Consider the following 24827-nt stretch of genomic DNA (forward strand, 5'->3'; position numbering starts at 1 on the left):
AGGTGACTTAGCTATCAATCAAAGTCAGCAACCGAATTCTTTTCACAACCTGCGCTACCTGTCTTGAAAAGTTCGTCTGCCGACTTTAACAGAAACCCGGTCCGGAATTATCTACCACAAACCTTATTAACACCAATGAATCACCTTCTCTCCGCCACCATCCTCTTGTTTGCCGTTTGGCCAGCCTACTATCTATTGCTCCGTTACTCCGATCGGTATTCGCTCAACCGATTACTGCTGTTGCTGGTCATGGTGGCAGTAGTCACCTTGCCCTTTGTTAACTTTTCCAGCCCCGCGCCAGTGGTGACCCAAAGCATTCAGGGGACGATTTCTTACCTGGAGGAAGGCGTGATTACTGGTGGTGGCTCCATCGACCCCGTTCCTAAGGAAATTCGTTATGATGAAAACGGCGGAGAAATACTTATTGCTAATCGGACAGCTGTTACCTTTTTTATGTTGCCCAAAATGTACTATTTCGGCCTGAAGTTGCTGATAGTGGTTCTGGGCTTTCGCCTGCTTTTTATCCTGATACTGCACCTGCGTTCGCGCCTGAACGGAGATGGAACTTACCGGTTGCTACACCCCAGTGCCAAACCTGGCCAGGCTTACACTTTTGGTCGTAACCTTTACTTCAGCACCGATGTGCCCGACGACAGAGATTTTAATCATATCCTGGCCCACGAGCGTATTCACGCCCGGCAGCTTCATAGTCTGGATATTCTCCTAAGCGAAGTTTTCCTCTGCATCTTTTGGTTTCACCCAGCGGCCTGGTGGCTGCGTGCTAAAATGCGCGCAAACCTGGAATTTCTGGTCGATCAGGCAGTCATCTCCAGTGGTGCTGACCGGCGCGACTACCAGCTGGCCCTGGTGCGCCAGAGCCAGGGCGCCTACGGCCTCGCCCTTGCCCTGCCATTCTCTGAACCTACGCTAAAAAGCCGGATCTTCCGCATGACCGGGATACCCGAATACCGAGTTATAGCAGTTGTCGCGGCAGTAGTTCTGGTCTTCTGGCTGGGTGTCTCCCTACTCGTCATCAACGGAAACCTTTTCGACGATGCACCACATGGTCGTGAGTACCTCGAAGCCGCCGCTCACCCCGGCGACCCGTATTATGAATATTACCAAAATACGCTGCCCGAAGAACTCACCACTTTGGAAATTTACACCAACCGGATGGTGACAGTGGATGAGTACCTGCAGCTGCGGGCGATATTGGGTAAGGTGCCGGGGGCTAAGCTGTTCGTTTTTAAGAATGCTTTTGATGAAGGTTATTCACTTGAATTGAGTCACGGTAAGCAGGAGGCCGGGGCAATACACAAACTGACTGTGGTCCCTTCCAATCAGTACGTTTCTATGCTTGGGATAGAAAAAATTGGAGACTACTTTCCGATTGCTATAAACATGGATTTCAATTCTGGTATGCCTTCAGGGGAGGCAGGTTTTTCGATATATGGACTCACAAAGGTTCAATCAGACTACACCTCCAATCATTCACTGTTGATGCCCGAAACAATGGCTGACAACTTAATGGTGTACGTCAACCAGAAACGGATTGAGCTCGTAGAAAACGATAAGGAGCCAGCAAGGCTGAACGGCGTCGATATCTCGGAATTCGATGCTGCGGACTGGCCCAAGGTCCTGGTGGAAGGACGCACCCAGTTATCTCCCATAAAACGGATAGAAAAGCTGCTGAATGTTAAACCCGGCGCCATCAGGTCTTTCTCACAAGTAAGTACCAGCTCGGTGGAAGGTACCTACCGCGAGTGGTACGATGCTCTAGGTTTTCTGAAAGACCAACCCATGCTTACCTATTATAATGACCGCCCCGTCACGCTGGACTTCCTGCTGGATACCGATTTTGGCAAAAATGCAATGATTCAGCACGCCGTAAATTATGATACCCCCATGGGGATTTATGCGCTGCAGGTACTTGACGATTATCCCGACGTGGAAGTGGTACGCAGCGGAAGAGTCATTAAGGTCGACTTGTCCGGGGGCGAGGCTACTCCCCCTACGGAGGTCAATCTCTACTTCCGCCGCCTGCCCACACCGCAGGAGGTTGCGCAAATTCGGCCCTATCTCGCTGCCTTCCCTGATCACGGCCTCCGGGTTTTTCAGGATTGCAAACATTTGGAAGGGGACTACACGCTGTACTTCGGCGATGACTTTGGCGCTAAGATCACCGGCTTTTCCCAACTTGCCGTTGGGGAAGTTTACGACGGTCCACTCCGTTTTCAGTTGAAGCGGGAAGCCTCGGGAGAGGTGACTGGCACTACGCATAAACCCGGCCCCAAACCGGAGAATGCCCCCAATACCGAAGTCTTCCTGATGATCGATGGCGTCTACGTCAATATCTACTCCGACAACCCCACCCCCTACAGTAAATTGACCCTCGACCCCGCCCCTGATGCGGTGGCGATAGGTTGTAAAATAAACGCAATTGAGCGACCATTAATGGACGTATGGCGGGGGAAGTCCCCTTGGGTCTACACTTATAAAGCAGTTCATGCTGGAATGGTAGAAGGCTTTGAAGCTATGCTAATGGAGAGGGGGCTTGGAGATCGCCCACGCCAGTTTTACGTCAACGATTTAGAGGTGACCCGAGAGTTCTTTACCAGCTATCAAGGAGGTAAATATGCTTATGTGCGAATCGGAGGATGGTCGGGAAGAGAAAACACTCCCGTGATTCTTGAGATTGTGGATTAAGGTATCCTTTCTAACAGGCAAAACACCATAAATCTATGAAATGTCTAGGCTTACTTTTCTTCTGCACAGCCTTGTTCACCTGTTCCTCCAACCAGAAGTTCGAGACAACGGCTCAGTACAGCGACAGCATCCCCGTAACCCTCGATCAGGTTATCGCACGGGACCAGGGTGTTCGGACCGGAGACATCCCGGGTAGCATGCAGGACATTGGACCAGCCGCTAGCGGTACACGTCGTCAGGTCATAATGGCGCTTTCCTTACCTGGGATTGCGTCGAGCCTACTTGTCTTAAGCAACGATGATTGGGGAACTACGAGATAGCTCTGTTGGCAACTGGCCGCGATTTTACCCCCTGTTTGGTACTTCCTCCTTAGTGTAGTCCTTAATGCCTGAATGACCTGAATGGTTATTCCTTCCCCTGCCGTTCGGTGCCTGCTCCTTAGTGTAGTCCTTAATTCCTTAGTGGCCTTAATGGTTATTCCTTCCCCTGCTTTTTGGCGCCTGCTCCTCAGTATATTCCTCAAAGCCTTAGTGACTTTAATGGTTACCCCTCCACTTGTCCCCCTGACCTCCTTCATAGTAGGACTACACCAAATAACTAAGCCCCAAGCACCCCACTAACCCGATCAGGCTAACCACGGTCTCCATCACCGTCCAGCTACGCAGGGTCTGCGTAACCGTCAGCCCGAAGTACTCCTTGAATAGCCAGAAGCCGGTATCATTAACGTGACTGGCGGTCAGGGAACCGGCACCGGTAGCCAGCACCAGTAGTTCCGGACTGGCAGCGCCGCTCTGCGCCAGCGGCAAGACAATCCCCGCGGCCGTAATCGCGGCTACGGTAGCCGAACCAAGTGTAACCCGCAGCGCTGCTGCGATCAGCCACGCGATAAGGATGGGGTGGGCGTTGAAGCCCTGGAGCACGTCAACGATGTATTCACTGGTTCCACTGTCGACAAGCACCTGCTTGAAGGCACCACCCGCAGCGATGATGAGCAAAACGGCGGCCATTGGCGCGAGTTGTTTGCTTACACGGGACATCAGGCTAGCCACGGGGATTGCTGACTGTCGGCCAAGAACAAACATCGCAATCAGTACACCCACCAGCAGGGCGATGGTGGCGTCGGTCAAGAGACCCGAGTTGACGAGCTCTGCGAAGAAACCCTGATTGCCAGCATTGGCAGTAATACCCCCGACAGCCTCTTCTGCTCCTCCAACCAAATATTGCACCAGCGTCCCCGCCGCCAAAAGCAATACGGGCAACAACGCGCACAGCACACTGGCACCAAATGATGGCAGTTTATCCGGAAGATTAGTCTCTTCGAAAGTCAATGCTCCCTTGGTGAACGGCATATTACGCAAGGTGCGGGCGAACAACGGCCCCGCTAAAATCACCGCTGGAATGCCCAGCAGGATTCCGTACAATAAGACCTTGCCCACGTCCGCTCCATAGGTGTCGGAAATGAGCATTGGCGCAGGGTGTGGCGGTAAAAAACCATGGGTGACCGATAGGGAAGCAACTGCAGCCACCGCCACCATCGCCAGCGGTAACTTAGCCTTCTCCGCAGCGCTCATGATGATCGGTGCCATCATCACGAAGGCCACGGAATAGAACAGCGGTATTCCGATCAGAAATCCGACGGCACACAAACCCCAGAGGATCGACATGCCTTCACGGCCCGCTACCAACTTATCGGTGATCACTTTCGCCGCTCCCGTTTCGGCGATTATGCCGCCCAGTACGGAGCCCAGTCCCAGGATCAGCGCCAACCCGCCCAGCGTTCCGCCAACACCGCTGGTTACTGCCGTCATCGTTCCCGCCGGACCCATGCCAAGCGCAAGTCCCGCACCGATAGCGACGAGTACTAAAGCAATAAAGGGATGCCATTTAAGGCCGATGATGAGGGCGAGTAGAGCGAGTACCGCCAGGAGCGTGATAAGTATTGGCATAGTGTTGGTGCTATTGGTCTGTTAGTGCTATTGAGGCTAAAGTACCAAAGAACCAACTGACCAATAGCACCAACAGACCAATACGACCGATTATTCCCCTTGCAATACCACATCCAGCATGCTGGGAAAACTAAGTACGGCATCTCCCCACTTATCCTTAATCGCCTTCTGGTGGTTCAAAGCGTGTTTCTCCTGATAAATGTCGAAGACCAAACGAGATTTGAAGGTCAGCAACAGGGCATAGGTTGGGCCGTCGGACTCATCAACACCCAGTAGGCGAGTAAGGTGGTACCGCTCAACGGTGCCCGATTCCATTACGGCCGGAAGGTAGGCGCGTTCCATCCAGCTGAGCCAGGGGGCGTGTTGGCGATGGTCGACTTTGGAGGTAACGTTGTAGATGATCATGGGCGAAAAACATGCATTTGTCGATGGGTGATATTTGATAGGCGATTTGCGCGATCTCGTGCGGTAGCCAATCAGATATCAGATATCGCCAATCGCATATCGCATATTTTACTCCCTTATTATAGAGGCACCCAGCGCATTCAATCGCTCGTCAATCCGCTGGTACCCCCGGTCAATCTGGTTGATGTTATCTATCCGGCTGGTGCCTTCGGCCGACATGGCGGCGATGAGCAGGGAAACCCCGGCCCGGATGTCGGGAGAACTCATCTTGATGCCGCGCAGTGGTGCCCGCTTGTCGAGGCCGATAACCGTAGCACGGTGCGGATCACAGAGGATGATCTGCGCGCCCATGTCGATCAGTTTGTCGACAAAGAAAAGCCGGCTCTCGAACATCTTTTGGTGGATGAGTACGGAGCCACGGGCCTGAATGGCCGTAACCAGAGCGATACTCATCAAGTCGGGGGTGAAGCCGGGCCAGGGGGCATCGTAGAGGGTCATCAGACCGCCTTCGATGAAGGAACCGATTTCATAATGATCCTGGGCGGGAATATGGATGTCGTCTCCGGGGAAATTCATCTTTATGCCCAGCCGCTGGAAAGTAGACGGGATGATGCCCAGCTGATCCCTGCGCACGTCTTTGATGGTGATGTCGGATCCGGTCATGGCGGCCATACCAATGAAGGAGCCGATTTCGATCATGTCGGGTAGCATACGGTGTTCGGTGCCGCCCAAAGAGTCGACGCCCTGGATGCGGAGCAGATTGGAGCCGATGCCTTCGATCTTGGCACCCATACGGACGAGCATTTTACAGAGCTGCTGAAGGTAGGGCTCACAGGCAGCGTTGTAAATGGTGGTTTCGCCTTTGGCGAGGACGGCGGCCATCACGACGTTGGCAGTGCCGGTCACGCTGATCTCCTCCATGTGGAGGTAGGTACCAACCAGGCCGTCGGTGCTGAAAGTGTAGATGTGGCGGTCGGCGTCGTATTTGAAGTCAGCACCAAGAGCCTGAAGGCCCAGAAGGTGCGTATCGAGCCGACGACGGCCAATCTTATCCCCACCGGGCTTAGGCAGGCTGGCGCGTCCGTAACGGTTGAGCAGCGGCGCAATCAGCATCACGGAACCACGAATTTTCTGGGCATCGCGGACGTAATCTTCGCTCAGCACGTAATCGATGTTGATGTCTTTGGCGGTCACCCGGACGCTCTCGCGGGTAAGGCGTTCCACCTTCGCGCCGAGGCCTTCCACGAGGTCGAGCAGCTTATTAATGTCGAGGATGTCGGGCAGGTTCTCGATCAACACCGGCTCTGAAGTGAGCAGGGTGGCGGAGATGATCTGCAGCGCTTCGTTCTTGGCGCCCTGGGGGATGATTTCGCCGGAGAGCTTGTGGCCTCCTTCTACGATGAATGTTCCGTTGTCGGTCATGGGCGCGAAGGTACCTTTGGATTCTCGATTCTCAATTCTCGATTCCGGATTTTTGATTGAAGGGTGCATTTTTATTGATTTTGAGTGAATAGTGGGCGGGGCCGCAGGTGCAAGGGGAGGATTTTAAAGAGCAGGGTTAGCAGGCGACGCTGTAAAGAATGATGACTACTCCGAAGTATTCTTTGATAATGACTTCCTCCAGGTCCCTTTTAAAGGTTAGCGAGTCAGGTGTTTTATTGATCAGGTAAGCATTTTTCCACGCCATTCCGTTTGGGTTGTAATTATTAAGTTGGAACCATTTGGCGGCCAGGAGATAGCCCGCAGCCAAGGTGGCATTGGGCACCACGATTGTCTCTCCAGCACCGACCTTATCCCAGAAACTGCTGATCGTGATTCCATTATCGTACAGCAGGCTGAGTTCTCCGTGCGTACTTTCTGCCGAAGACGGTAGAAAATGTAGCGTATCTACTATCGCTACTCCGGGCTTTCCGCCACTAGCAAGGAAATTTACTGAAAGGGGCTTAGGATCGTAATTACTGATGTAGCCGTTAAAAGCATAGCCCTTCAGCTCACCGTACCGGACACCGACGAACTGCCCCAACATTTCCCAGCCAGGCAGTTCTTCTCCGTCCAGCTGGCGTACCGGGATGATGTCAATACTGAGGTCTTCTCCCCATTCGCCGGTCAGTTGGACGGTGGCGCCGTAGGGAATAACCGCCAGCTTTTTGCCTTGTGGATTGCCTTCGGCGCGCAGCACCAGGCCAGATGTTGCCCAAACGTATTTGTCGTTGGAGGTTGCCTGGTGTTGAGAAAGGAGGGTAGAGGAACAAAGTAAAAATAATGTGAGGTAACGCATGGTGTGCTTGATTTGTTACCCCAAAGTTCGGTGGGTGGCGGGCAGGATTTGGGGCCGATTAGAATTCGTGGGGGTTGGGCCAGGATTCGCTTAGTGACCCTGGGCGAGGGGCGCTTCCGCTCGCTGCCAGAGGCAGCTTCGACCGGGGGGCATTCCTGACAACTGCGGCAGGATCCGGATTTTGCTCCTCAATCTTTAAAGGCTACGTTAAATATTATGGGGACTAAATTTGCTCCTAATTAGGATCAATCCAAGAACCCTTGTTTACAATGAAGCAACCAATCATCTACAGAGGCAAAGCCGGAACGATCAATGGAACCTTAGTCAATAGATTCGTTCCAGAATGTGAGGTCCAGCCGTACCCGCTCCTAATTACCCTTGATGGCCTGGACTTTGAGGGCAACACCTTCACCGGCCTTTCCCCAGTTACTGAGCACGACGCAGCAAAAGCATTGGGGAAGTTTGAGTTTGTAGAATACGGGAACCAACACCCTTCTACAGCCTACGTTGAGTTAATGAATTACCAACTAGAGTTTGACTTAAGGATATTAATTGTAGATAAAAACAAGGCGCAGGATTTAGAAGTTGATGGCACCTGTACGGTCGATAAGGGAATTGAGGCTGATTTAATCAAGTTTGAATTTACCTTATATGGCGATGGTCACGAAGTTTCCAATTGCGATTTTGACGGGCTTTTTGATTTCCTAAAGGAGAAAATCGGACCAGAATACTGCCTGAAAAACTGTCATGGTTGCGCCTATTCTGACTACAGTCCATACGGCAATGATACTTTTGGTACTATGATGTGCTTCAGAAATTGCAAAAGCGAATATTCTAAAGTGAAAAGCAAGGCGGACTTTTTCGAGGTGCTTAATCTGAACCAGGATATTACGGTTCAGGAAACCTACCTGTGCGATCAATTTGAGGCAAGGAAGAAGGGGACAGGTTATAGAGGATGACTTGATTTGCGCTGAGCTATCCGGCTAAGGCCGGAGCTACACGTGTATTATCCGCCCGTCCGACGGATCCTTTTTCGCGGGGCGACGAAGGAGCCAACCGCGAAAAAGTCCGTCTGACGGGTTGGGGTAACCTTCCAATGCCGTCTTATGAATTAGGGAACCTTCCCCAAAGCCGACAGACAAACTTTTCGTCCGGCTGCGCCAGGCCGAAAAGGATTTGTCGGACGGCCGGACACTGTGCTCCTCTAACGAACTCTGCACCTGCGGCCGCGCCCTGAAAATAAATTCCCCCCAAATTCCAACCTTTTACTTCCCCTTCCCATCAAATGAGCAAATGACCGCTTACCCGCCCGTATGAGGACCCCTGAAAAAGATACGTTGATTGATCGTTGCCTGCGCGGAAACCGCGATGCGCAAAACGAGCTCTATCGGCGGGAAGTCCATGGCGTTTTTCACCTGGTGATACGCCTGGTGGCCAACCGGATGGATGCGGAAGACCTCACTCAGGAGTGCTTCATCAAAGTATTTCAGCGTCTGCCACAGTTCCGTGGTGAAGCGTCGGTACGGACGTGGATAAAACGAATTGCCATCAACCTCAGCCTGGAGCACCTGCGACGGCAGCAACTACTTTTGGTACCCGTTGACGACGAGGTCCTGATTGAGGAACCACCGCTGCCTCAGGTGGATATGACTCAGGTGCATCATGCGATTAAAGACCTGCCGAAAGGCTGTCGGGTGGTACTGACTCTGTACCTCCTGGAAGGTTACCGGCATGCGGAGATAGCGGATATCCTGGCAGTTTCTGTTTCCACCGTAAAATCACAGTATTGGCGGGCCAAACACTTATTGCGGCTCGCTTTAACCCAAAAGATCACGCAACATGAATGAATTCGAACGACAGATTCAGCAGCGACGATCGGAACTGGATCGGGTCGAAGATGTCCCGGTTCCAAAACTCTGGACTGGCATCGAGGAGCAAATGGCCGGACAGAAGTCTGGCGCCCGGGAACGAAAGTATCAACGTTGGTTGCTCGCAGCATCAGTACTCGTAGTAGTGTCTTTGGGTATAGCGTTTTTCGGCCAGCAGTCTTCGGTACCAGCTCCGATGGTGATGAGCGACCTTTCTCCGGAACTGGCCAAACAGGAAGCAGCTTTCTTGAGGACCATCGCACAAAAAGAGGCGGCATTGAAACTCAACGAACTGGACCGAGCTGCTTACGCGCCGTTTTTTGAAGAAATATCCTTACTCGATTCCTTTAAAACCGAATCCCAAAAAGAATTGCCGAATTACGGCGCCAATGACCGCCTGCTTAGCACCATCATAAGGTACTACGAACTGAAAATATTACTTCTCGAACAGCTGGAAAATGATCTGGCCAAACAACAATATTATGGTACACCATATCAAGCCCTTGAAATTTAGTGCCCTGCTGGCCACTTTGCTCCTTTTCTCCTGTTTGACCGCCCAGGACGCGGCCAAAACTTATGATGAATCCTTTTCCAATCCTGGTGATGTCGGCATTACCCAAAGTCGCGGCCCGCTTACGATACTCCCTGCAACTGACGGTAAAATCAGGGTGGTTACGGAAATGAGTGTTGAGGGGAAAAACGGAACGGATGCCGCCGCTTTTCTCATAAAGCTACAAACGGAGGTCAAGGAAATGGGGGGACGCTTACTGGTGGAAACCGGTTTGAGGAATGTCCGTAGCTGGAATCAGAATAATAATTCGATGAAGATTGTCTTTCAGGACGGCACAAAATTTTCTGGTATCCGTAATTTTGAACTTAGTACCACCGTCTACCTCCCCGAAACCCAAAGGCTGAAGATCGAGACCCGGTTCGAGCGGGTAGATGTTGATCCGACGGTGAAAATTGGAAATCTTGAGCTCGTGCTCAATAATTCAAAATACAGAGGAGGTAGTATTTCGGGAAGTCTGAAGCTAAGTGTTCGCTTCGGAGAACTTGAAATTGGGGACATAGGAGGTAACCTGACCGGAACGATGCACAACGTCAGAACAGAGTTCGGTAACGTTGGTGATGTGCGGCTTGATACCCGATTTTGCCGCCAGCGCATGGGGACGGTGAAGACATTGGAATTGACTTCCCATAACGACCACCTGGAAGTGAAATCAGTGCTGGGGGAAGTAGAAATTGATGATCGTTTCGGTACCTATACAATAGGAAGTACTGGCAACGGAAGAATCAGCACCCACAACGGTACTTTCGAAATAGAGAGTGGGGGAGAATATAAAGTTATGGGCCGCTTTGGCAACTTTGACTTTGACCGTATTGACGTATTGGAACTCAGGGATAACCACAACAGCGATTATGACGTCAAAGAACTCGGTTCCGTTAGTGGTGATGGCCGTTTCACGAATGTTGTGGCAGACCATCTCGGCCAAAGTGCAGACCTGAATCTGGAAAACGGTAAACTCCGTGTCGATGAAGTCGCTCCCGGTTTCCGTGGAATATCCGTAGAAGGCCGATTTTTCGAAGTAGATATTAATTTCCGCAAGCCCACCAATTACCGGGTATTTGCCAACCTTCGTTTTGGTGACCTCAGGGTTCCCGACAACCTGGTGACGGTTAAGAAGATCAAGGATCATTCAGATTTGGAGGTGGAACTCAAAACGTCAAATGCCTCTAACAACAGTGCGATGATTAAAGTGAAAGGGCAGAATGCAAAGCTGTTTATTGATTAGCCTTAATACTTGAATCAAGCGCTAAAGTAGAGAGACCCACTTTAGCGCTTGATTCGCGTTTAATGGTTATTTGCTAACTGCTCCCCGCAAAAACTCCAGGGAAATCACTGCACCCATCACCGCCTCGGCCTCATCAGAGTCAGCTTTAAAACGGAAGAATAAGGGCTGAGCGCCAGCAGAAGCATCTTTAACCGGAAGCATTAATTCATTCAGGCCGTAGGTGGATAGGCCCTGTTTTATGCTTGCCTCGGCGACTACCTTACCCGTTACGGGATGACCCGCCAGGACGGTGATGGTCCCCCCGGAAGTAATCTTTGGTGCCAGGGCGATGTCTACTTTAATATTCTTTATCCCGTCCAGGTCGATGTCGCCATAGCTGGCCCAGCCACCACCGGTGGCGACCAGCACGTCCGCATCGTCGTCACCCATTGGGTTGTCTTTCGCTTCTACGTGGTAGGCCATCACCTTGTTGCCCTTGGTAAATTTGTCAGCACGCAATCTCGAAGATCTCAATACCACCACTTTTTTGGTCGTTAGCCTGGGGAGGCCATCTCCGGCACCCTTGTCAGTATAACTGGCCTGCAGATAATACCTGCCGGGCGTTCCTGCTTTATGCTTATCGAGTTGGACGCTTGCTTTTGCCGGCCGTGTTTCTGCGTAAGGTGCAGGGCCGGCGAGGCTAAGGATATATTCTGCCATTTGCTCTGCATCTCCCGGAGCTAGGTCCGGATGAGCAGCCATGTTCTGTTCTCCCCAGACTCCACCGCCGCCATTGATGACCTTCCCGGCCAGATATTTAGCGGCTTCGGGATCTTTACGGTACCGGTCGGCCACCTTTTGGTAGCTGGGCCCGATACTAGCTTCGTTGAGGGCATGACAGCCCGAACAATCTGCACCGTCGATCAGGCTTTTGCCAATGGCAAAAGCCGTTCCCTTGCCAGCCACCTGATGACCCTGTTCAATCTGGACGAGATCTTCTCCTTCCAGGTAGTCCAGGCTTACGGTGATGGCTGCGGGATCAATGGTCCCATCTTCCGCATCACTTACTTTAATATCGTACTCCAGCGGTTCATCAGGGAAGAAAAAGGAGCTGTTTCCAGCTATAGCGATGGCAACTTCGGGTAGGCTGTTTCCTACAAGGATGGACGTTTCTTTTCGGGCAGTATTTCCCTGGCCGTCATCGACAAGGGCCGCTAGTGTATACTCCCCATTTGTAGTGATCTCGTGGGATATTTTTTCCCCTTTACCGATTTCCTTATCGTTAAGGAGCCAGGTAAAACTAAGGTCGTCTCCATCATAATCGAGGCTGTTCATGGCGTCGGCCTCAAGTTTGAAGGGAGATACGCCGATGGTATGTGCTACTTCCATGGCTGGTACCGGCGCCCGATTGCCAGAATTGTACCGAATACGGAGGAGTCTGGCGTCATTGTTTCGGGAGAACCATTTCCTGCCATATTCAATGATGTACAACTCGCCATCGGGGCTGAACAACATGTCCATTGGGTGGAGTAACTCCTCATTGGGCAAGAAGGGTTCAAACTCAGTCACGTAGCCGGTTTCGTCCAGGTCGGCGGCCATGATGTAGTCCCGCATCCAATCGTAGAAGAAGAATTTACCGTTGTAGTACTCGGGGAACCGTCCGCCATTGTCTGCATAGTCCGCATGGTAGAATACGGGGCCAGCCATAGCGTTACGCCCACCGTTGCCTAATTGAGGGAATTCCTCACTCTGAGCATAGGGGTAATAGATCATGGCGGGCTGTGCCGGTGGGAGCTCACGTGCACCAGTGTTGTAGGCCGATTCATTGATGGGCTTTTTCGGGTCAAAGGATGCTCCTAGTGTACCTGTCTTGAAATCCCGGGCGTGATAGGCTTTATTGTCTCCAACGAATAAAGGCCAGCCAAAGAAACCTGCCTCCCGGGCAACGTTTACTTCATCATGCCCGCGTGGTCCCATGCCGGTACTGTCCTGCCTGGCATCAGGGCCAACGTCCCCCCAGTATACATTCCCATTGTGTTGGTCGACGTGAATCCGGAAAGGGTTCCGCATGCCCATGGCATAGATTTCCGGACGCCCTTCTGCAGGATCGGTAAATAAATTACCCTTCGGAATGGAGTAACTACCGTCTTCTTCAACCTTTATCCGGACAATACCACCCCGGAGATCCATGGTGTTGCCGGAGGACCGACGGGCGTCAAAGTTTTGAATTTCACGACTGTCGTCAATGGGGGCGAAACCGTCAGATTCGAAGGGGTTGGTATTGTCTCCAATCGAAAGGTGCAGCAGGCCAGTGCCACCAAACTCAATACTGCCGCCAGAGTGACAACACTTATTGCGGTCTGTAGGAACATCAAGAATGACCTGCTCACTGTCTTGATCCAATTTGTTGTTGGCGAACCTGAATCGACTAAGTCTGTTAACTGATTCTTCCCCGTTAGGGCTGTAATAGAGGTACATCCAATTATTCTCGGAAAAATCGGGGTCAATGGCAATTCCCATAAGGCCGTCCTCGAACTCTGTCCAGACATCCAGCTGAGCGACTTTGGTTGAAGTTTCAAAGTCCAGATCATAAACGTGGATTTCACCCTGGCGGGTGATCCAGACCGGACGACCATCCGGGAGCAATTCCAATTCCATGGGCTCCTTCATTCCGGTAACCAGGGCTTCTACCTCAAAACGGTTGGTTTCGGGCGTACGTTTTACGCCCGCGTAATTAACCGGCTTACTGTTTTCTCCCCAGAGATATTCCATTCCACCCCAGATGTGGGAAACGAAGTTGGCGTCACGGTAGCTTTCGGGGGTATGTCCGATTCCAGTATAAAATGAGCGCCCGTTTTCGAAATCCCGGTACCAGGCCAGTGGGTGGAAATCTCCGTTTTCGCCACCTTCATAAGTAGATTCATCTGCCCTGAGAATCGTGGTCAAGCCTTCCTGAATATTTTTATAATTGTACCACTCATCAAAGCGTGTCCAGGTTTCATTAAGGTGTTTTGTTGATGGGTGTGTGCGGTCATCGACTAAAATGGTCGCTTCCTGGTGCTTAGGGTGGCTCAGGAACCAAGCGCCGCAGAGCTGATTATACCAGGGCCATTTGTACTCCGTATCGGCAGCGGCATGGATGCCCATCCAGTTGCCTCCGGCCTGCATAAAGCGCCGGAGTTCGATCTGTTGGTCTTCATTTAGGATGTCTCCCGTAGTGCTAAGGAAGACGACGAGGTTATACTTAGACAGGTTTTCCTCTGTAAAAACGGAGGCGTCTTCAGTGGTGTCGACGTTGAAACCTTTTTCTCCCGCAAGTTGCAGGAACATCTCTTTACCATCTTCGATGGAAGCATGTCGGAATCCTGCTGTTTTCGAGAAGACCAATACGTTTCGGTGGTCATTGCCTCCCCCATTGCCACAGCCAAAAGCCAAGAAAATAAGTACAGAGAGGAGGAACAGCAATACTGCTGGCTGTAGTTGTGCTCTTGTTTGGTTCATTTATCACTTTATCTTGCCCAGGAAAAACATTAATCTTTAGCGATGCCAAAATACGTCACACAATGCTATTGCTCAGTCAAACCACGCTTGGCACACCATCTGCAGGGCCCCTTTCCTGACTGGCGGCGTTGGTGAAACACTTTCATAGCTACGGCTATGCAAACGTTTCGCCGTCTTGCCAGCCTAAAAAACACCAGCAATTAATGGTATGCCAGCATTAGTCTGAAAGAGTACCAACGGATCAACTGACGGCTTTTGGTAACGAAAAGTACTACGTTTTAAACGGGTTAAACTAGTTTTCGTTCGGTTGTTCAATAGCTGACCGGGTAAATACAAAGGCGCGAACTCCGTTTCCGGAATTCGCGCCTTTACCTATTTCAAGGTAGCGTCTAAATTATTTCAAAGCGGAGACGATGCCGGCAATCTGGTAATTACCCTGAATCAACTTGGATGCTTGCTGGGCATCGGCCATGGTGGGAAAAGTCCCTGCGTAGACCCGGTTGATGAACTGGCCATCAGGTTTCTGAAAACCACGGTAAAAAACGTTGCTAAGCCCCATTTGCTTTAGTTGACTTACCCGGTTTATTGCGTACAGTTCATTGTTGTAGGCACCAAGCTGGACAACGTAGCCACTTTGCGTAGCGGCGGGAGTTGTAGCGGCGGGAGTCGGTGTTGCAACTCCACGGGCCGTCATGTCTGAAGGAGGGTTATATGGCTGAGGTGTAGCGTAAGTTGCCGGGGCAGGGACCGTACGGGATTCCTGGTACCGCAGCACTGTAGAAGGGGGAGGAGTAGCCTGCTGAACGGGAGATGGCTGCTGCTGTACGGGGGCAGGCTGCTGGTAATATTGTGTTTGACTGCCTGCGGCACGAGGTGCCGGTTGGTAGCTTCGTGGCTGGGTATTGGCTTGCAGGGTAGGCGTTGTGGCCGTAGGGTAACGGCTGTAAGTGGTTGGTTCCCGGCTAACGGTGGCTGGCTGTACTTCACGAGACATTACCGAAGTGGCACCAGGAGCGTTCAATACAGCATAATTTCCTGAAACTGCAGCCTGTTGTGACGGCGTACCATAAACCTGCGGACTATTGTATCCCGTAGAAGGAGTGACTACCTGATTGCCATAAGCAAGAGGTGTTTGATTACGCTGCGTTGCAGGCGTGTTGGTCGTGGTGCCTCCGCGTGATTGCCATTGATTAGCGCGATTAATTTCAACGGGGCGTGTCACCTGCCCACCGTAGGCGGGCACGTTTGCGTAGGATTGCGGCTGAGTGGCTGCGGGTGAGGGGTTCCAGTTGCTGAAACCAGTCCGTTCAACTGAAACGCGACCACGGTAATTTAGGCCAAGTTGGTTGGCCGCAGCCTGACTAAGCATCAACAGGCAGTTGGCGCATTCCTGGCCCCGATCGTTGATCCGGACACTTGCCTGGCGACCGTTATCCAGGTTCTGAACCTTAACGATGGTACCAAGTGGCAATATTGGGTGACTCGCAGTCAGGAAACTATTGTTATAAATCTCTCCAAATGCGGTGCGGGCACCTTGAGCATTTGGATTGTAAATCCCCGCTAAGCCAGTTTGGCGCTCGTTGAACGCTTTATCGTAGGCTACCTGAGCTGGAGTTTTGGTCACCACCTCCTTTGGGTGGGCTTCTACAGACTTAGTATTCCATTCAAACTGTTGAGCTTGAATTATGGTAAAAGCACAACAGGCGATTAAGGTCAGTAAGTATTTCATCGTAATAGTTGGGGATTATGTAAGTCAAAAAACAGGATGAAGGTCCGGAGAGTCAATGTGTTAGACGCAAAATAATGGCTTTGACACCTTAAATGCGGGAAAACCATCATCTTTTTGCCGAAACAGGTGGTTTTTTAACACCCTTTTGCGCCTACAGCTTATTAAATGGTCGTTTTTAGCGAAGGTTTAACGCGAATTGTTTAGGGAATGGTATGTTGGAGATAATAATATTTAACGAATATGTTTAGTGAGTAGTGGGTAGAGGGTGGTAGGTAGTGCTGCCTCACGTGGCTGCTCGTTGCGCTCAATTTAAGGCTTAAGTCAACAAAGTGAGCAACAAGCGTCAGCACTAACCACTTCTCCTTGCCCGATAGACAATGGCGAAAATGGACCTGACGAACGATGAGAACAAAGACGTGCGGCACCACTACTTATTACCCATTATTTCCCCCTATTGATCCAATCGCCATTTCCGTACCTCCCGCCAGGCGTAGGTCTCGTCTTCCCATCGAATGAGCTCAGTTTGTTTGGCCCCTTTGTAATTGAGGAACCAGGCTTCGATGATGGAGCGGGCAGCGTCTTGTTCGAGGGCAAATTCCAGGAAGTTTTTGGGTTGGAAAACGCGAAGGGTCGAATCAGCCGGGACTGCGATTATTTTAGTGTCGATCTCGCCCCGGTCTCGTAGTAAAAGTGCGGCAATTGGAATAACTGGAAGCAGCGTACCGGTAGGCACGCTCTCACAGATGACCAGCACGTCAAGCGGGTCGCCGTCACCACCACGATTCCGATCCATCAGGGTGTTGGGAACGAACCCGTAATTGCCGGGGTAGGGCAGGAAGTTGACGATTCGGGTGACGCCTCCGAGCAATGTGTCGTTGCTGAAGCCGGTCTCCGTTTTATACTCAATTTTATGGTTCGTGCCGGCCGGAATCTCCACGATCACATTCAGGGCTTCCCCATCCATACTGGAAATAGCGTAAGGCGCGTTGGGAATATTATAGCCAGTTTTTTCATTTTTACATCCCACGAACAGGAGCGCAAAAAGAGGAAGGAAGAACAGGTAGTAACGCATAGGAATGTGGTAAGGGAATAAAGGTAGCAAAGGTAGAAGGGATTGGAGAGATTGTAGATTCCTAATTGTTGATTTGGCAACAGGCGCTTCCATCACCCTTCTTAAACATGCTCTTTGTCCAAGTGGAAGGGGGCAAAATTAAGTATCAAGAATTAGCTATCATCAATCAATGCTCAGGGCTTTATTTTTGGGCGCGGCCGCAGGTGCTAAGTCAGGTGAAAAGAGCACGGTGAGGACCTGCGCCGGTAAACCAACCTTGCTCCTTAAAACGTTCTCATGGCACCTGCGTTCGCGCACAAAAACAATTACCTTACCAGAAAAAACTTCAGATGAACGCTTTGCGCTTGATTTTACCCTTACTATTGATCGGTCAGCTTTTAAATGCCCAGGCCCCCGATAAATTTGCTGCCTATACAGATTTTCTCCAGGAAGAAATTGCTGAGGAACGCATTGCTGGAGCCGTGTCGCTGATTGTAAAAGACGGCGAAGTTATCCACCAGGGCGCCTGGGGAATGAGTGACCGGGAAGCTGGCGTAGCGATGAAAAAAGACGACGTCTTTCACCTGATGTCGATGACCAAGCCAATCATTTCCGTCGCCCTGATGCAACTGTGGGAAAAAGGAAACTTTAAACTTGACGATCCGGTAAGCAAGCACTTGCAGGGGTTCAGTAACCTGCGCGTGGCAAAAGACGTGAATGAGGGGAAGGATGGACTTACGGACCCCGTCAAAAGCCCCGTCACCATTCGCCAGATCCTGTCGCATACCGCAGGTTTCAGCCACGGCCTTAGAGGTACGGCGCTCGACAAAGACGTAGCCCGGGCACTTTATTACCAACCACAAAAGGACATCAAATCTCGCGTGCGAACGCTCACCCAACTGCCCATGATCGGCCAGCCGGGAGAGCAGTGGTCCTACAGCGCATCACCTGACATTGCCGCATTGTTGATCGAACATTTTACCGGAGAAACGGTGGATGATTACCTCCGAAAGCGCATTTTCAAACCACTGGGGATGAAGGATACTGGATACAATATGACGACCGAGCAGGCAGCACGGATGCCAAAGCTTTATAAAGTAGTTGATGGTGAATTGGAGCGCGACGTTATGCAGATGCCCGCCAACGGCCATTCCGTTTTCGGTGGTAGCCATGGGCTATTGTCTACGACGGCCGACTACGGTAAATTCTGTGAAATGCTGGTGAACGGCGGTAAGGCCAACGGCAAACGGATCCTGAAGGCGAAGACCCTGGAACTAATGACCCAAAACCAAATCGGCAACAACGTCTACGCCCCTGGCCAAACCTTCGGGCTTGGCTTCGGTGTTACCGCTGAATTACCGGAGGATGGGCTGGACAGCGTCGGCCGTTACTACTGGAGCGGAGCCTACTCCACCTTCTTCTTTGTCGATCCGGCGAACGACCTGTATGCTATTTTGATGACGCAGACTTCGCCTTTTACTGGTAGGTACGGGGATGCTTTGCGGAAGTGGGTTTATAAGTCGATTAAATAGTTTGGTTGCGGGGGCGCTTCGCTCCTGTTGCGGGGTCGCTTCGCTCCGGTTGCAGTTGTTGCGGGGTCGCTTCGCTCCGGTTGCAGTTGTTGCAGGGTCGCTTTGCTCTGGTTGCAGGTGTTGCAGGGTCGCTTTGCTCTGGTTGCAGGTGTTGCAGGGTCGCTTCGCTCCGGTTGCAGTTGTTGCAGGGTCGCTTCGCTCCGGTTGCAGTTGTTGCAGGGGCGCTTCGCTCCGGTTGCAGTTGTTGCGGGGTCGCTTCGCTCTGGTTGCAGGTGTTGCGGGGTCGCTTCGCTCCTGTTGCAGGTGTTGCAGGGTCGCTTTGCTCCGGTTGCAGGTGTTGCGGGTCGCGCTTCATTCTAATTCTATCGTTTGAGGGCACATTGGGGTTTGTACCTGCAACCCCTGCAACTTCTGCAACGTGAGCGGAGCGAACCCCTGCAACGTGAGCGAAAGCGAACTTCCCTACCGCTTCAACCCATAAGACTGTTTCTCCCCGGTGCTCAGATCAATGATCTCCATTCGATAATCACCGGGGGGAAGATGGTAAACCGGAACCTGATCGATTTGCCGGCCTACGGGGACGCGAAAGCGGAGTTTGTCTCCCTGGTACAACTTCAACAACTTTTCGGTGCTTTCGAGGCGAAGGTAAAGGTGCTCGCGCTCCGAGGCGTCGAATTGTTTGAGCTCAGCGGGAGAGGAAGACGGAGTGAAATCTCCTTCGGTCAGGTCATAGCCACGCAGGGCCAGTCGAATATCGTAGGTCTGATTTGGCCCCGCCAGCTGAATTATTTTCATGCCTACGCCCGGAACCATATCTACGGTCACCTTCAATTCATGACTCCCTGGAGGCAGCGCTTTTCCGAGGCCGGAAAGGCTGATGTTATCGGGCTTGTTGATGAATTGCAGCGGGAGGTCTTCCTCTCCGCGAACCCAGATCTTCAGGATTGCGGTAGCCTTGGTGCCGGCATGCCCCGCTACGTGAACGATGTCTACGGCGGAAAGGCGGTCACTAAAATCCCGGCGCTTCTGCGCCAGCGGGTCAACGCGTTGCGCGGTTTTTTGCCGGACCGTGCCCGAAGTTTGGCTGCTGCCCGAATCCATTTCTTCAGCCGACCGTGTCCGGACCAATTTCCCTTCTGCGTTATAGACGCTGATGCTGTCGAGCTGCCATACTTCGTCTCCCATTGAAAGGCCGCGCTGAAAAAGGTACGATTTAGAGACCCCTTCCGTATCTATTTTGCTGAAATGTTTGATGTTGGAAACCTGCCCCCAGCGGGTATAAACGGTGTCCTGGCGGTTTTGGCCGGCAAGTAGGGTAGTCAAGCAGAGGAAAGTGAGTGTTAGGATGTTTCTCATAGCAGGTGCTTTGCTCTGTAAGATGCGGATTTTTTTGAAAACGGTGTAATGGGGCTCTACATTAGTACCTTAACATGATCTATGCTGAAAATTAAAACAGACCCCAGGGTCGAACCGAAGTTTGAGACTTATCCTCCGGAGGTAAGGGAACGGTTGATGTATTTGCGCAAGCTGATCCTTGAAGTTGCCGCCGAAAGCGACACCATCGGCGAAATAGAGGAAACGCTGAAATGGGGAGAACCAAGTTACCTGACGAAAAAAGGGAGTACCCTCAGGATGGACTGGAAGGCCAGGGCTCCGGATCAGTACGCGATGTATTTCAAATGTACCAGTAAGTTGGTAGATACCTTCAAGGTGGTACACGGAGATATTTTTCGATACGAGAACAGCCGGGCCATCCTGTTTAAGCTGGAGGAGGAGGTGCCAGTTGCTGGGCTAAAGTCCTGCATCAGTGCGGCACTTCATTACCATTTGGTGAAGCAATTGCCTGATTTGGGGATGTAGCACTTTGTATACCGTAGCGCTTCGCAACGTACCGCTAGCGGTTTGTCCCTTATCCCGCACTTCGTCCAGGGGAACAATCGTGTAATCGATACGCAAAACCCACTACTGCTTCAGCCACCTCAAGCCCACGGAACCGCCCCCTGGCTCTCGCAGTTCCAGCCAGTAAGCGCCGGAGGCAACGTCGCCTAAACCGAAACTTTGCACCTGCGTCCCCGCCCGGAAATCAGCGTCGAATAACTGCCGGACTACCCGGCCCTGTGCGTCGATCAGGGTTGCCGTAAGGTGAGTGCTCCGACTGGCAGTGAAACTCAGGCGGAGCAGGCCGGTCGATGGATTGGGCGCAACCACGATGTCCCGAACACTGGTCAGGCTGCCATTCGGATCAGAAACGTTGTCGGTATTTTCTGTAAATACGGGCCGCAGGGCCATTGGCCTGAACATGTTCATGTTCAGCTCTTCAGCGGAAGAGGTAATGTCCAACTCCCAGTATTGGAAAGTATAATCTTCTTTCGCCACCGCTTTTACGCGGATGGGGATATTTTGGAAGTAATCGCCGGACCAGACATTCTCGTTGATCGTAAGACTGTTTACCTCCACGTAACCCGCCAGGGTATCGGTAATCCTGACCGTAAGCTGATGGTGGGCCGGCAGGTTGTATTGCTGCTTGACGAAATTCTTCATGCTGGGCGCTCGATTTCTGAAAAACCGGCGGATGGATTCAACGGCACTCCGCCAATTATTGCCAGCTTCCCAACGCTGCTGGTGAAGGGGTATTTCACTTTCAATCGCGGCGGCCTGCCTGTTGATGTGTTCAATAACGGACGTTGGTAAGAAGCGGGAGTTCATCTCATCGGCTAACTGATTGATGAAACGATGGCGAAAGCCGGTGTTCTCCATCATCCGACGAAAGAGGAAGGTAGACCAGGGCGGATTTGGCCAGTTCGGTCCGTTGGCCTCCAGGGCAAACTGCAGGGTATTGGCGTTAGCCGCATTGCCGTTCCAGAGGCCGGCACCAAAATCGGTATCAAAGAGTATCCAGCGCCATTTTCCGCCGTCGGGCTGCCAGTATTTAATGTTGTTCCCCGGCCAATCGGTATTGTCATAATAAATTTGAGCAACGAAGTACTGGATGAAATTGTCTAGATCGATCTGATCGGCGACCTGCCGGTAATTGGCCTCGTTGGTCAGCGTGTTGGCGGCCATAAAATCAATCATCGCCCGGTAGCCCTCATTGCTGCCTTGAATCACGTCTGCATCAAACTCCAGCATGTTGATCTCGTCCGGATCATGACCGTGTAAGCTGGCCAGGTAGTGTTCGTTGACTTTCTCCCGCAGGTTGTAAAGCCCCCAGTATTCACCGTTCAGGTAGGTAGCCACACTGCGGTAGGCCTGGATGTCGACGTTAGAGTTTTCCATCAGGCTGGTCAGCACCACATCGCGGAGCATGGAAGATCCGTTGTCGTTGCCGGCATTGCGGAGCACGAGTGCCTGGAATTCGGTGTAGCTACGTTGGGGGAAAAGGCCATAGTTGATCTCATCAACGCCGTAGCGACTACGGGCGAACAGAGACAGTGATCTTTGATCGTTGGCCCGACTCCAACCGCCAAAGATTTTCACCCCTCCGTCGAATTGAAACCTGGCACTTCCGTCTGGCTCATGGAAGGTGAAGTTGATCGGATTTTCAATCTCTTCCCATATGTTGGAGCCGAAGAAGGGGAGATTACCTTCGTATCCTTCCCCGAGGACATACATGCCGGTAACCGGATGGAAGAAGTTGTCTGGTTCGGTCACCAGCGTCACTACTGGTAAAGAGTGATTGGTACCGATCAGATAAGTCTCGGACTGGGTAGTGGAAGGCAGGTAATCGGGGCGGAAAATAGCCGCACGTACGACCGTGGTTGTATTGATGGCGAGGGGGGCAGTATACAGCGGGGAAGTGGCCGCTGGCTCCGTAGCGTCTAGCGTGTAACGGATCTGATAGGGGGTATCGGCGCCAGCCAGGCTAAGCGCAAAAGTTCCCGTAGGGCCGCCGCCTTGCGAGAAAATGACCGAACCGGGGGCCAGGCCGGCAAAGCCAGTGTCGGGGTTCCGTTCTCCGGGTGTGGTGGTGCGGAACAAACGGGGCACACCACCCATGCCGGGGATGCCGATGGAAACATTGGCGGGAACATCATGGACCCTGAGGCTGTCCACAAATACCCCGGCGGTGTCGTGCAGGAATAGGGTCTCTCCGTCGACAGACAGTTTAAAATTGGTGTGCAGGGTTGCTCTGGGAAGGGACAAGATTGTGGGAGGGGTCACCCCATCACTATTGAGGCCGGCGTAGCGGGCCGTGAGGAAGGGAATCATGCTCATGTCTGACGAAAATGCGTTGACATTGTGGACCTGTATACTCAGTAGATTCTCCCCGGCAACCAAAAGGGAAGCAGGATCGGCCACCACAAACCGAAGCGGGATACCCTCACCATAAATGCGTGCCTCGTAGTTGTTGTTGGCAAATGCATTCCAGGCCGGCCGGCTGTCGACCATGTTGAACCGGGCAATTTCTGTGCCGTTGAGGTAAGCCACGAAACCGTCGTCGAAGTCAACGTCGAAGAACAGTTCTTTCAGGTTTTCCAGGGTGTTGACGGTGAAGGTGCGGCGCAGAAAAACTGAGCTTGTACCGTTTGGTACGATCGTGGCGTCGTCGCCGTCGTCGTAGCCAAAGCCGCTTGGACCTTCGGCCCAGGCTGCGTCGTCAAAAAAGGGGCTTGTCCAGGAATCGTCAACGGAGCCAGTGGGAATGAGGTAGCGGAAATCATCACCCCGGTTGACGAGGGTGCGGTAAGAAGCCACGTCGGACCGGTCCTTATCTGAGGCCCAGAAGAAGGCATATTGATCGGGGGCTAAGGTCAATCCATTGGGGATGGTCCACTTGCCGGGGTTGTCGGCTTTGTCTGACAAGGTGTAACCCGATAAGTCAACGGTTTGTGTGCCTGGATTATAGAGTTCAAACCAGTCGGGAGAGTCGTCATCTTCATCCAGGAAGATGCTGTTGGAAGAGACGGCTTCGTTGAGGCGAACCTGTGCGAATATTATATTCGGCAGGGTAAAAAGGCACAAAAGTAGCAGGCGTGTTGTCATGGTGGGGGGCAGTAAAGAGAATTGGCTAAGGTAACTAAGGACTTAGACTACAGGTCTCGTTTACATCGGCTGGTGTGTACAACAGGTTGCACAACTTGAGTCTTTAGGAGGCTTTTACTTTATTTGATCTCGGTCAGTGTTGAATTGATGACCAGTAAATAAAATTGGGAGAATTCCTCTTTTAGTGCATTACTTTGATTTGAGCAGTCAATAAGTATTCTGAATCAACCGTCATACGATTCCCAGCACTTCAAAATCGAGTTCGTTGAAAGTAAAGGTGTCTCCGGTTTCCCGGCCGTGCAGTGCTTTGCCGATGGGGGCGTTCAAAGAGGTACAGAAGAAAATTCTTCCCTCCAGTTTGACTTTGCCCAGGCCAATGGCGACCAAGTAGTTGCCCCGGTTGGTGGCTACCAGACTACCGGCAGAAATGCGTCCGGAGGAGGTTTCTGGTTTGATTTGATCGAGGACCTGGCGGACCTTAAGGACCTCAGCCAGCTGACCTTGCAGTTTGGCTTCTTCCATCTGCATCATGGCGCGCCCCGTCTCGAATTTATCGCCGGCACTCGACTTGGTTTCTCCGTTTCGGGCGGTTTCGATGCCGGCCAGCGCGTCGGTGATGCCGGTAATCCGTTCGTCCGTTTGGGTTTGGCAATGGGTTAGTAGGGCTTTTTTTAGTTGTAGGGGGGTGGCCATATTGGAGTTGTTGGGGCGGCGCAAGGTAGAGAATAAGAGAATGGCTGCCGCAAGTACCGTTTGCGGCACTGTACTTGCTCACCTGGGCCGAAGTAGCACAGCGAAGTGCGTAGTCGTGGCGGTAGTTATTCACACATTCAATTATTCTCCCACTCACTTTTCAGGCGGGGCCGCAGGTGCAGGGGAAGGGTTTTGGGGCGCAGAGAGAAAGGTGCTGGTCCGAAGTGGTTTAGAGCGATTTGCTCATCGGATGCATCTTCCAGCCTGGCGTAGCCGGGTGGAAGTTCATCCGATGTGTCGAATTGCGTGCCCGCCAGCATTTTATGCATCCGATACCACGTAGTAGACGCGAAGCGAAACTTT

General features: G+C 52.0%; 19 protein-coding genes. 8 read left to right on the forward strand and 11 right to left on the reverse strand.

What is annotated here, in order from left to right; all coding sequences use genetic code 11:
- The first annotated feature begins 135 nt into the window (after positions 1-135).
- Both B036_RS0127105 and B036_RS33835 read left to right on the forward strand, forming a co-directional pair.
- Entirely contained in the window at positions 136-2706 is a 2571-nt protein-coding gene (locus tag B036_RS0127105) for a M56 family metallopeptidase (protein WP_020571870.1), read from the forward strand.
- A 35-nt stretch (positions 2707-2741) separates the two neighbouring features.
- Positions 2742-3026, forward strand: coding sequence for a hypothetical protein (locus tag B036_RS33835; protein ID WP_026232396.1), 285 nt, complete (start codon positions 2742-2744; stop codon positions 3024-3026).
- Between the two features lie 264 nt (positions 3027-3290).
- Here the strand turns inward: B036_RS33835 and B036_RS0127115 are convergent, their stop codons facing one another.
- The 4 genes from B036_RS0127115 to B036_RS0127130 all read right to left on the reverse strand — a co-directional run bounded on the left by B036_RS0127115 (position 3291) and on the right by B036_RS0127130 (position 7335).
- Positions 3291-4652 (reverse strand): gluconate:H+ symporter, encoded by a 1362-nt coding sequence (locus B036_RS0127115; RefSeq protein WP_020571872.1) that lies wholly within the window; start codon positions 4650-4652, stop codon positions 3291-3293.
- A 90-nt stretch (positions 4653-4742) separates the two neighbouring features.
- Entirely contained in the window at positions 4743-5057 is a 315-nt protein-coding gene (locus B036_RS0127120) for a DUF4286 family protein (RefSeq protein WP_020571873.1), read from the reverse strand.
- A 108-nt stretch (positions 5058-5165) separates the two neighbouring features.
- Positions 5166-6479 carry a UDP-N-acetylglucosamine 1-carboxyvinyltransferase gene (gene murA / locus B036_RS0127125; protein ID WP_026232397.1) on the reverse strand — a complete coding sequence of 438 codons (1314 nt, stop codon included), beginning with the start codon at positions 6477-6479 and terminating at the stop codon, positions 5166-5168.
- A 136-nt stretch (positions 6480-6615) separates the two neighbouring features.
- Positions 6616-7335, reverse strand: coding sequence for an SH3 domain-containing protein (locus tag B036_RS0127130; RefSeq protein WP_020571875.1), 720 nt, complete (start codon positions 7333-7335; stop codon positions 6616-6618).
- A gap of 269 nt (positions 7336-7604) precedes the next feature.
- Here B036_RS0127130 and B036_RS32765 point away from each other — a divergent pair, with 269 nt between their 5' ends.
- The 4 genes from B036_RS32765 (at position 7605) to B036_RS0127150 (ending at position 10996) form a co-directional block, all read left to right on the forward strand.
- A complete protein-coding gene (locus B036_RS32765; RefSeq protein ID WP_020571876.1) occupies positions 7605-8294 on the forward strand; it encodes a DUF6304 family protein in 690 nt (229 codons plus the stop codon).
- A gap of 354 nt (positions 8295-8648) precedes the next feature.
- Positions 8649-9182, forward strand: coding sequence for an RNA polymerase sigma factor (locus B036_RS0127140; RefSeq protein WP_020571877.1), 534 nt, complete (start codon positions 8649-8651; stop codon positions 9180-9182).
- Positions 9175-9717 (forward strand): hypothetical protein, encoded by a 543-nt coding sequence (locus tag B036_RS0127145; RefSeq protein ID WP_020571878.1) that lies wholly within the window; start codon positions 9175-9177, stop codon positions 9715-9717. The genes B036_RS0127140 and B036_RS0127145 overlap by 8 nt, the downstream gene beginning before the upstream one ends.
- Positions 9686-10996 carry a hypothetical protein gene (locus B036_RS0127150; protein ID WP_026232398.1) on the forward strand — a complete coding sequence of 437 codons (1311 nt, stop codon included), beginning with the start codon at positions 9686-9688 and terminating at the stop codon, positions 10994-10996. Before B036_RS0127145 ends, B036_RS0127150 begins: the two co-directional genes overlap by 32 nt.
- A 66-nt stretch (positions 10997-11062) precedes the next feature.
- On the opposite strand, the gene B036_RS31390 is transcribed toward B036_RS0127150, so the two are convergent.
- The 3 genes from B036_RS31390 to B036_RS0127165 form a co-directional block, all read right to left on the reverse strand.
- On the reverse strand, positions 11063-14476 hold the full coding sequence (locus tag B036_RS31390; RefSeq protein WP_020571880.1) for a ThuA domain-containing protein: 3414 nt from the start codon (positions 14474-14476) through the stop codon (positions 11063-11065).
- 394 nt (positions 14477-14870) lie between these two features.
- Positions 14871-16205: an RlpA-like double-psi beta-barrel domain-containing protein gene (locus tag B036_RS32770; RefSeq protein WP_020571881.1), complete on the reverse strand. Its 1335-nt coding sequence runs from the start codon at positions 16203-16205 to the stop codon at positions 14871-14873.
- 451 nt (positions 16206-16656) lie between these two features.
- Positions 16657-17277, reverse strand: a complete 621-nt coding sequence (locus B036_RS0127165; RefSeq protein WP_020571882.1) for an inorganic diphosphatase — start codon at positions 17275-17277, stop codon at positions 16657-16659.
- A gap of 329 nt (positions 17278-17606) precedes the next feature.
- Here B036_RS0127165 and B036_RS0127170 point away from each other — a divergent pair, with 329 nt between their 5' ends.
- Complete coding sequence (locus tag B036_RS0127170; protein ID WP_020571883.1) at positions 17607-18788, forward strand: serine hydrolase domain-containing protein; 1182 nt, start codon at positions 17607-17609, stop codon at positions 18786-18788.
- 462 nt (positions 18789-19250) lie between these two features.
- Here the strand turns inward: B036_RS0127170 and B036_RS0127175 are convergent, their stop codons facing one another.
- Positions 19251-20144: a hypothetical protein gene (locus tag B036_RS0127175; protein WP_026232399.1), complete on the reverse strand. Its 894-nt coding sequence runs from the start codon at positions 20142-20144 to the stop codon at positions 19251-19253.
- Positions 20145-20225: 81 nt separating this feature from the next.
- Here B036_RS0127175 and B036_RS0127180 point away from each other — a divergent pair, with 81 nt between their 5' ends.
- A complete protein-coding gene (locus tag B036_RS0127180; protein WP_020571885.1) occupies positions 20226-20648 on the forward strand; it encodes a DUF1801 domain-containing protein in 423 nt (140 codons plus the stop codon).
- 102 nt (positions 20649-20750) lie between these two features.
- On the opposite strand, the gene B036_RS31400 is transcribed toward B036_RS0127180, so the two are convergent.
- The 3 genes from B036_RS31400 to B036_RS0127195 form a co-directional block, all read right to left on the reverse strand.
- Positions 20751-23771, reverse strand: coding sequence for a CotH kinase family protein (locus tag B036_RS31400; RefSeq protein ID WP_020571886.1), 3021 nt, complete (start codon positions 23769-23771; stop codon positions 20751-20753).
- Positions 23772-24002: 231 nt separating this feature from the next.
- A complete protein-coding gene (locus B036_RS0127190) occupies positions 24003-24464 on the reverse strand; it encodes a hypothetical protein (RefSeq protein WP_020571887.1) in 462 nt (153 codons plus the stop codon).
- A gap of 137 nt (positions 24465-24601) precedes the next feature.
- Entirely contained in the window at positions 24602-24793 is a 192-nt protein-coding gene (locus B036_RS0127195; protein ID WP_026232401.1) for a hypothetical protein, read from the reverse strand.
- Between the last annotated feature and the right edge of the window lie 34 nt (positions 24794-24827).

The sequence above is a fragment of the Neolewinella persica DSM 23188 genome (assembly GCF_000373105.1).
GTDB classification, from domain to species: domain Bacteria; phylum Bacteroidota; class Bacteroidia; order Chitinophagales; family Saprospiraceae; genus Neolewinella; species Neolewinella persica.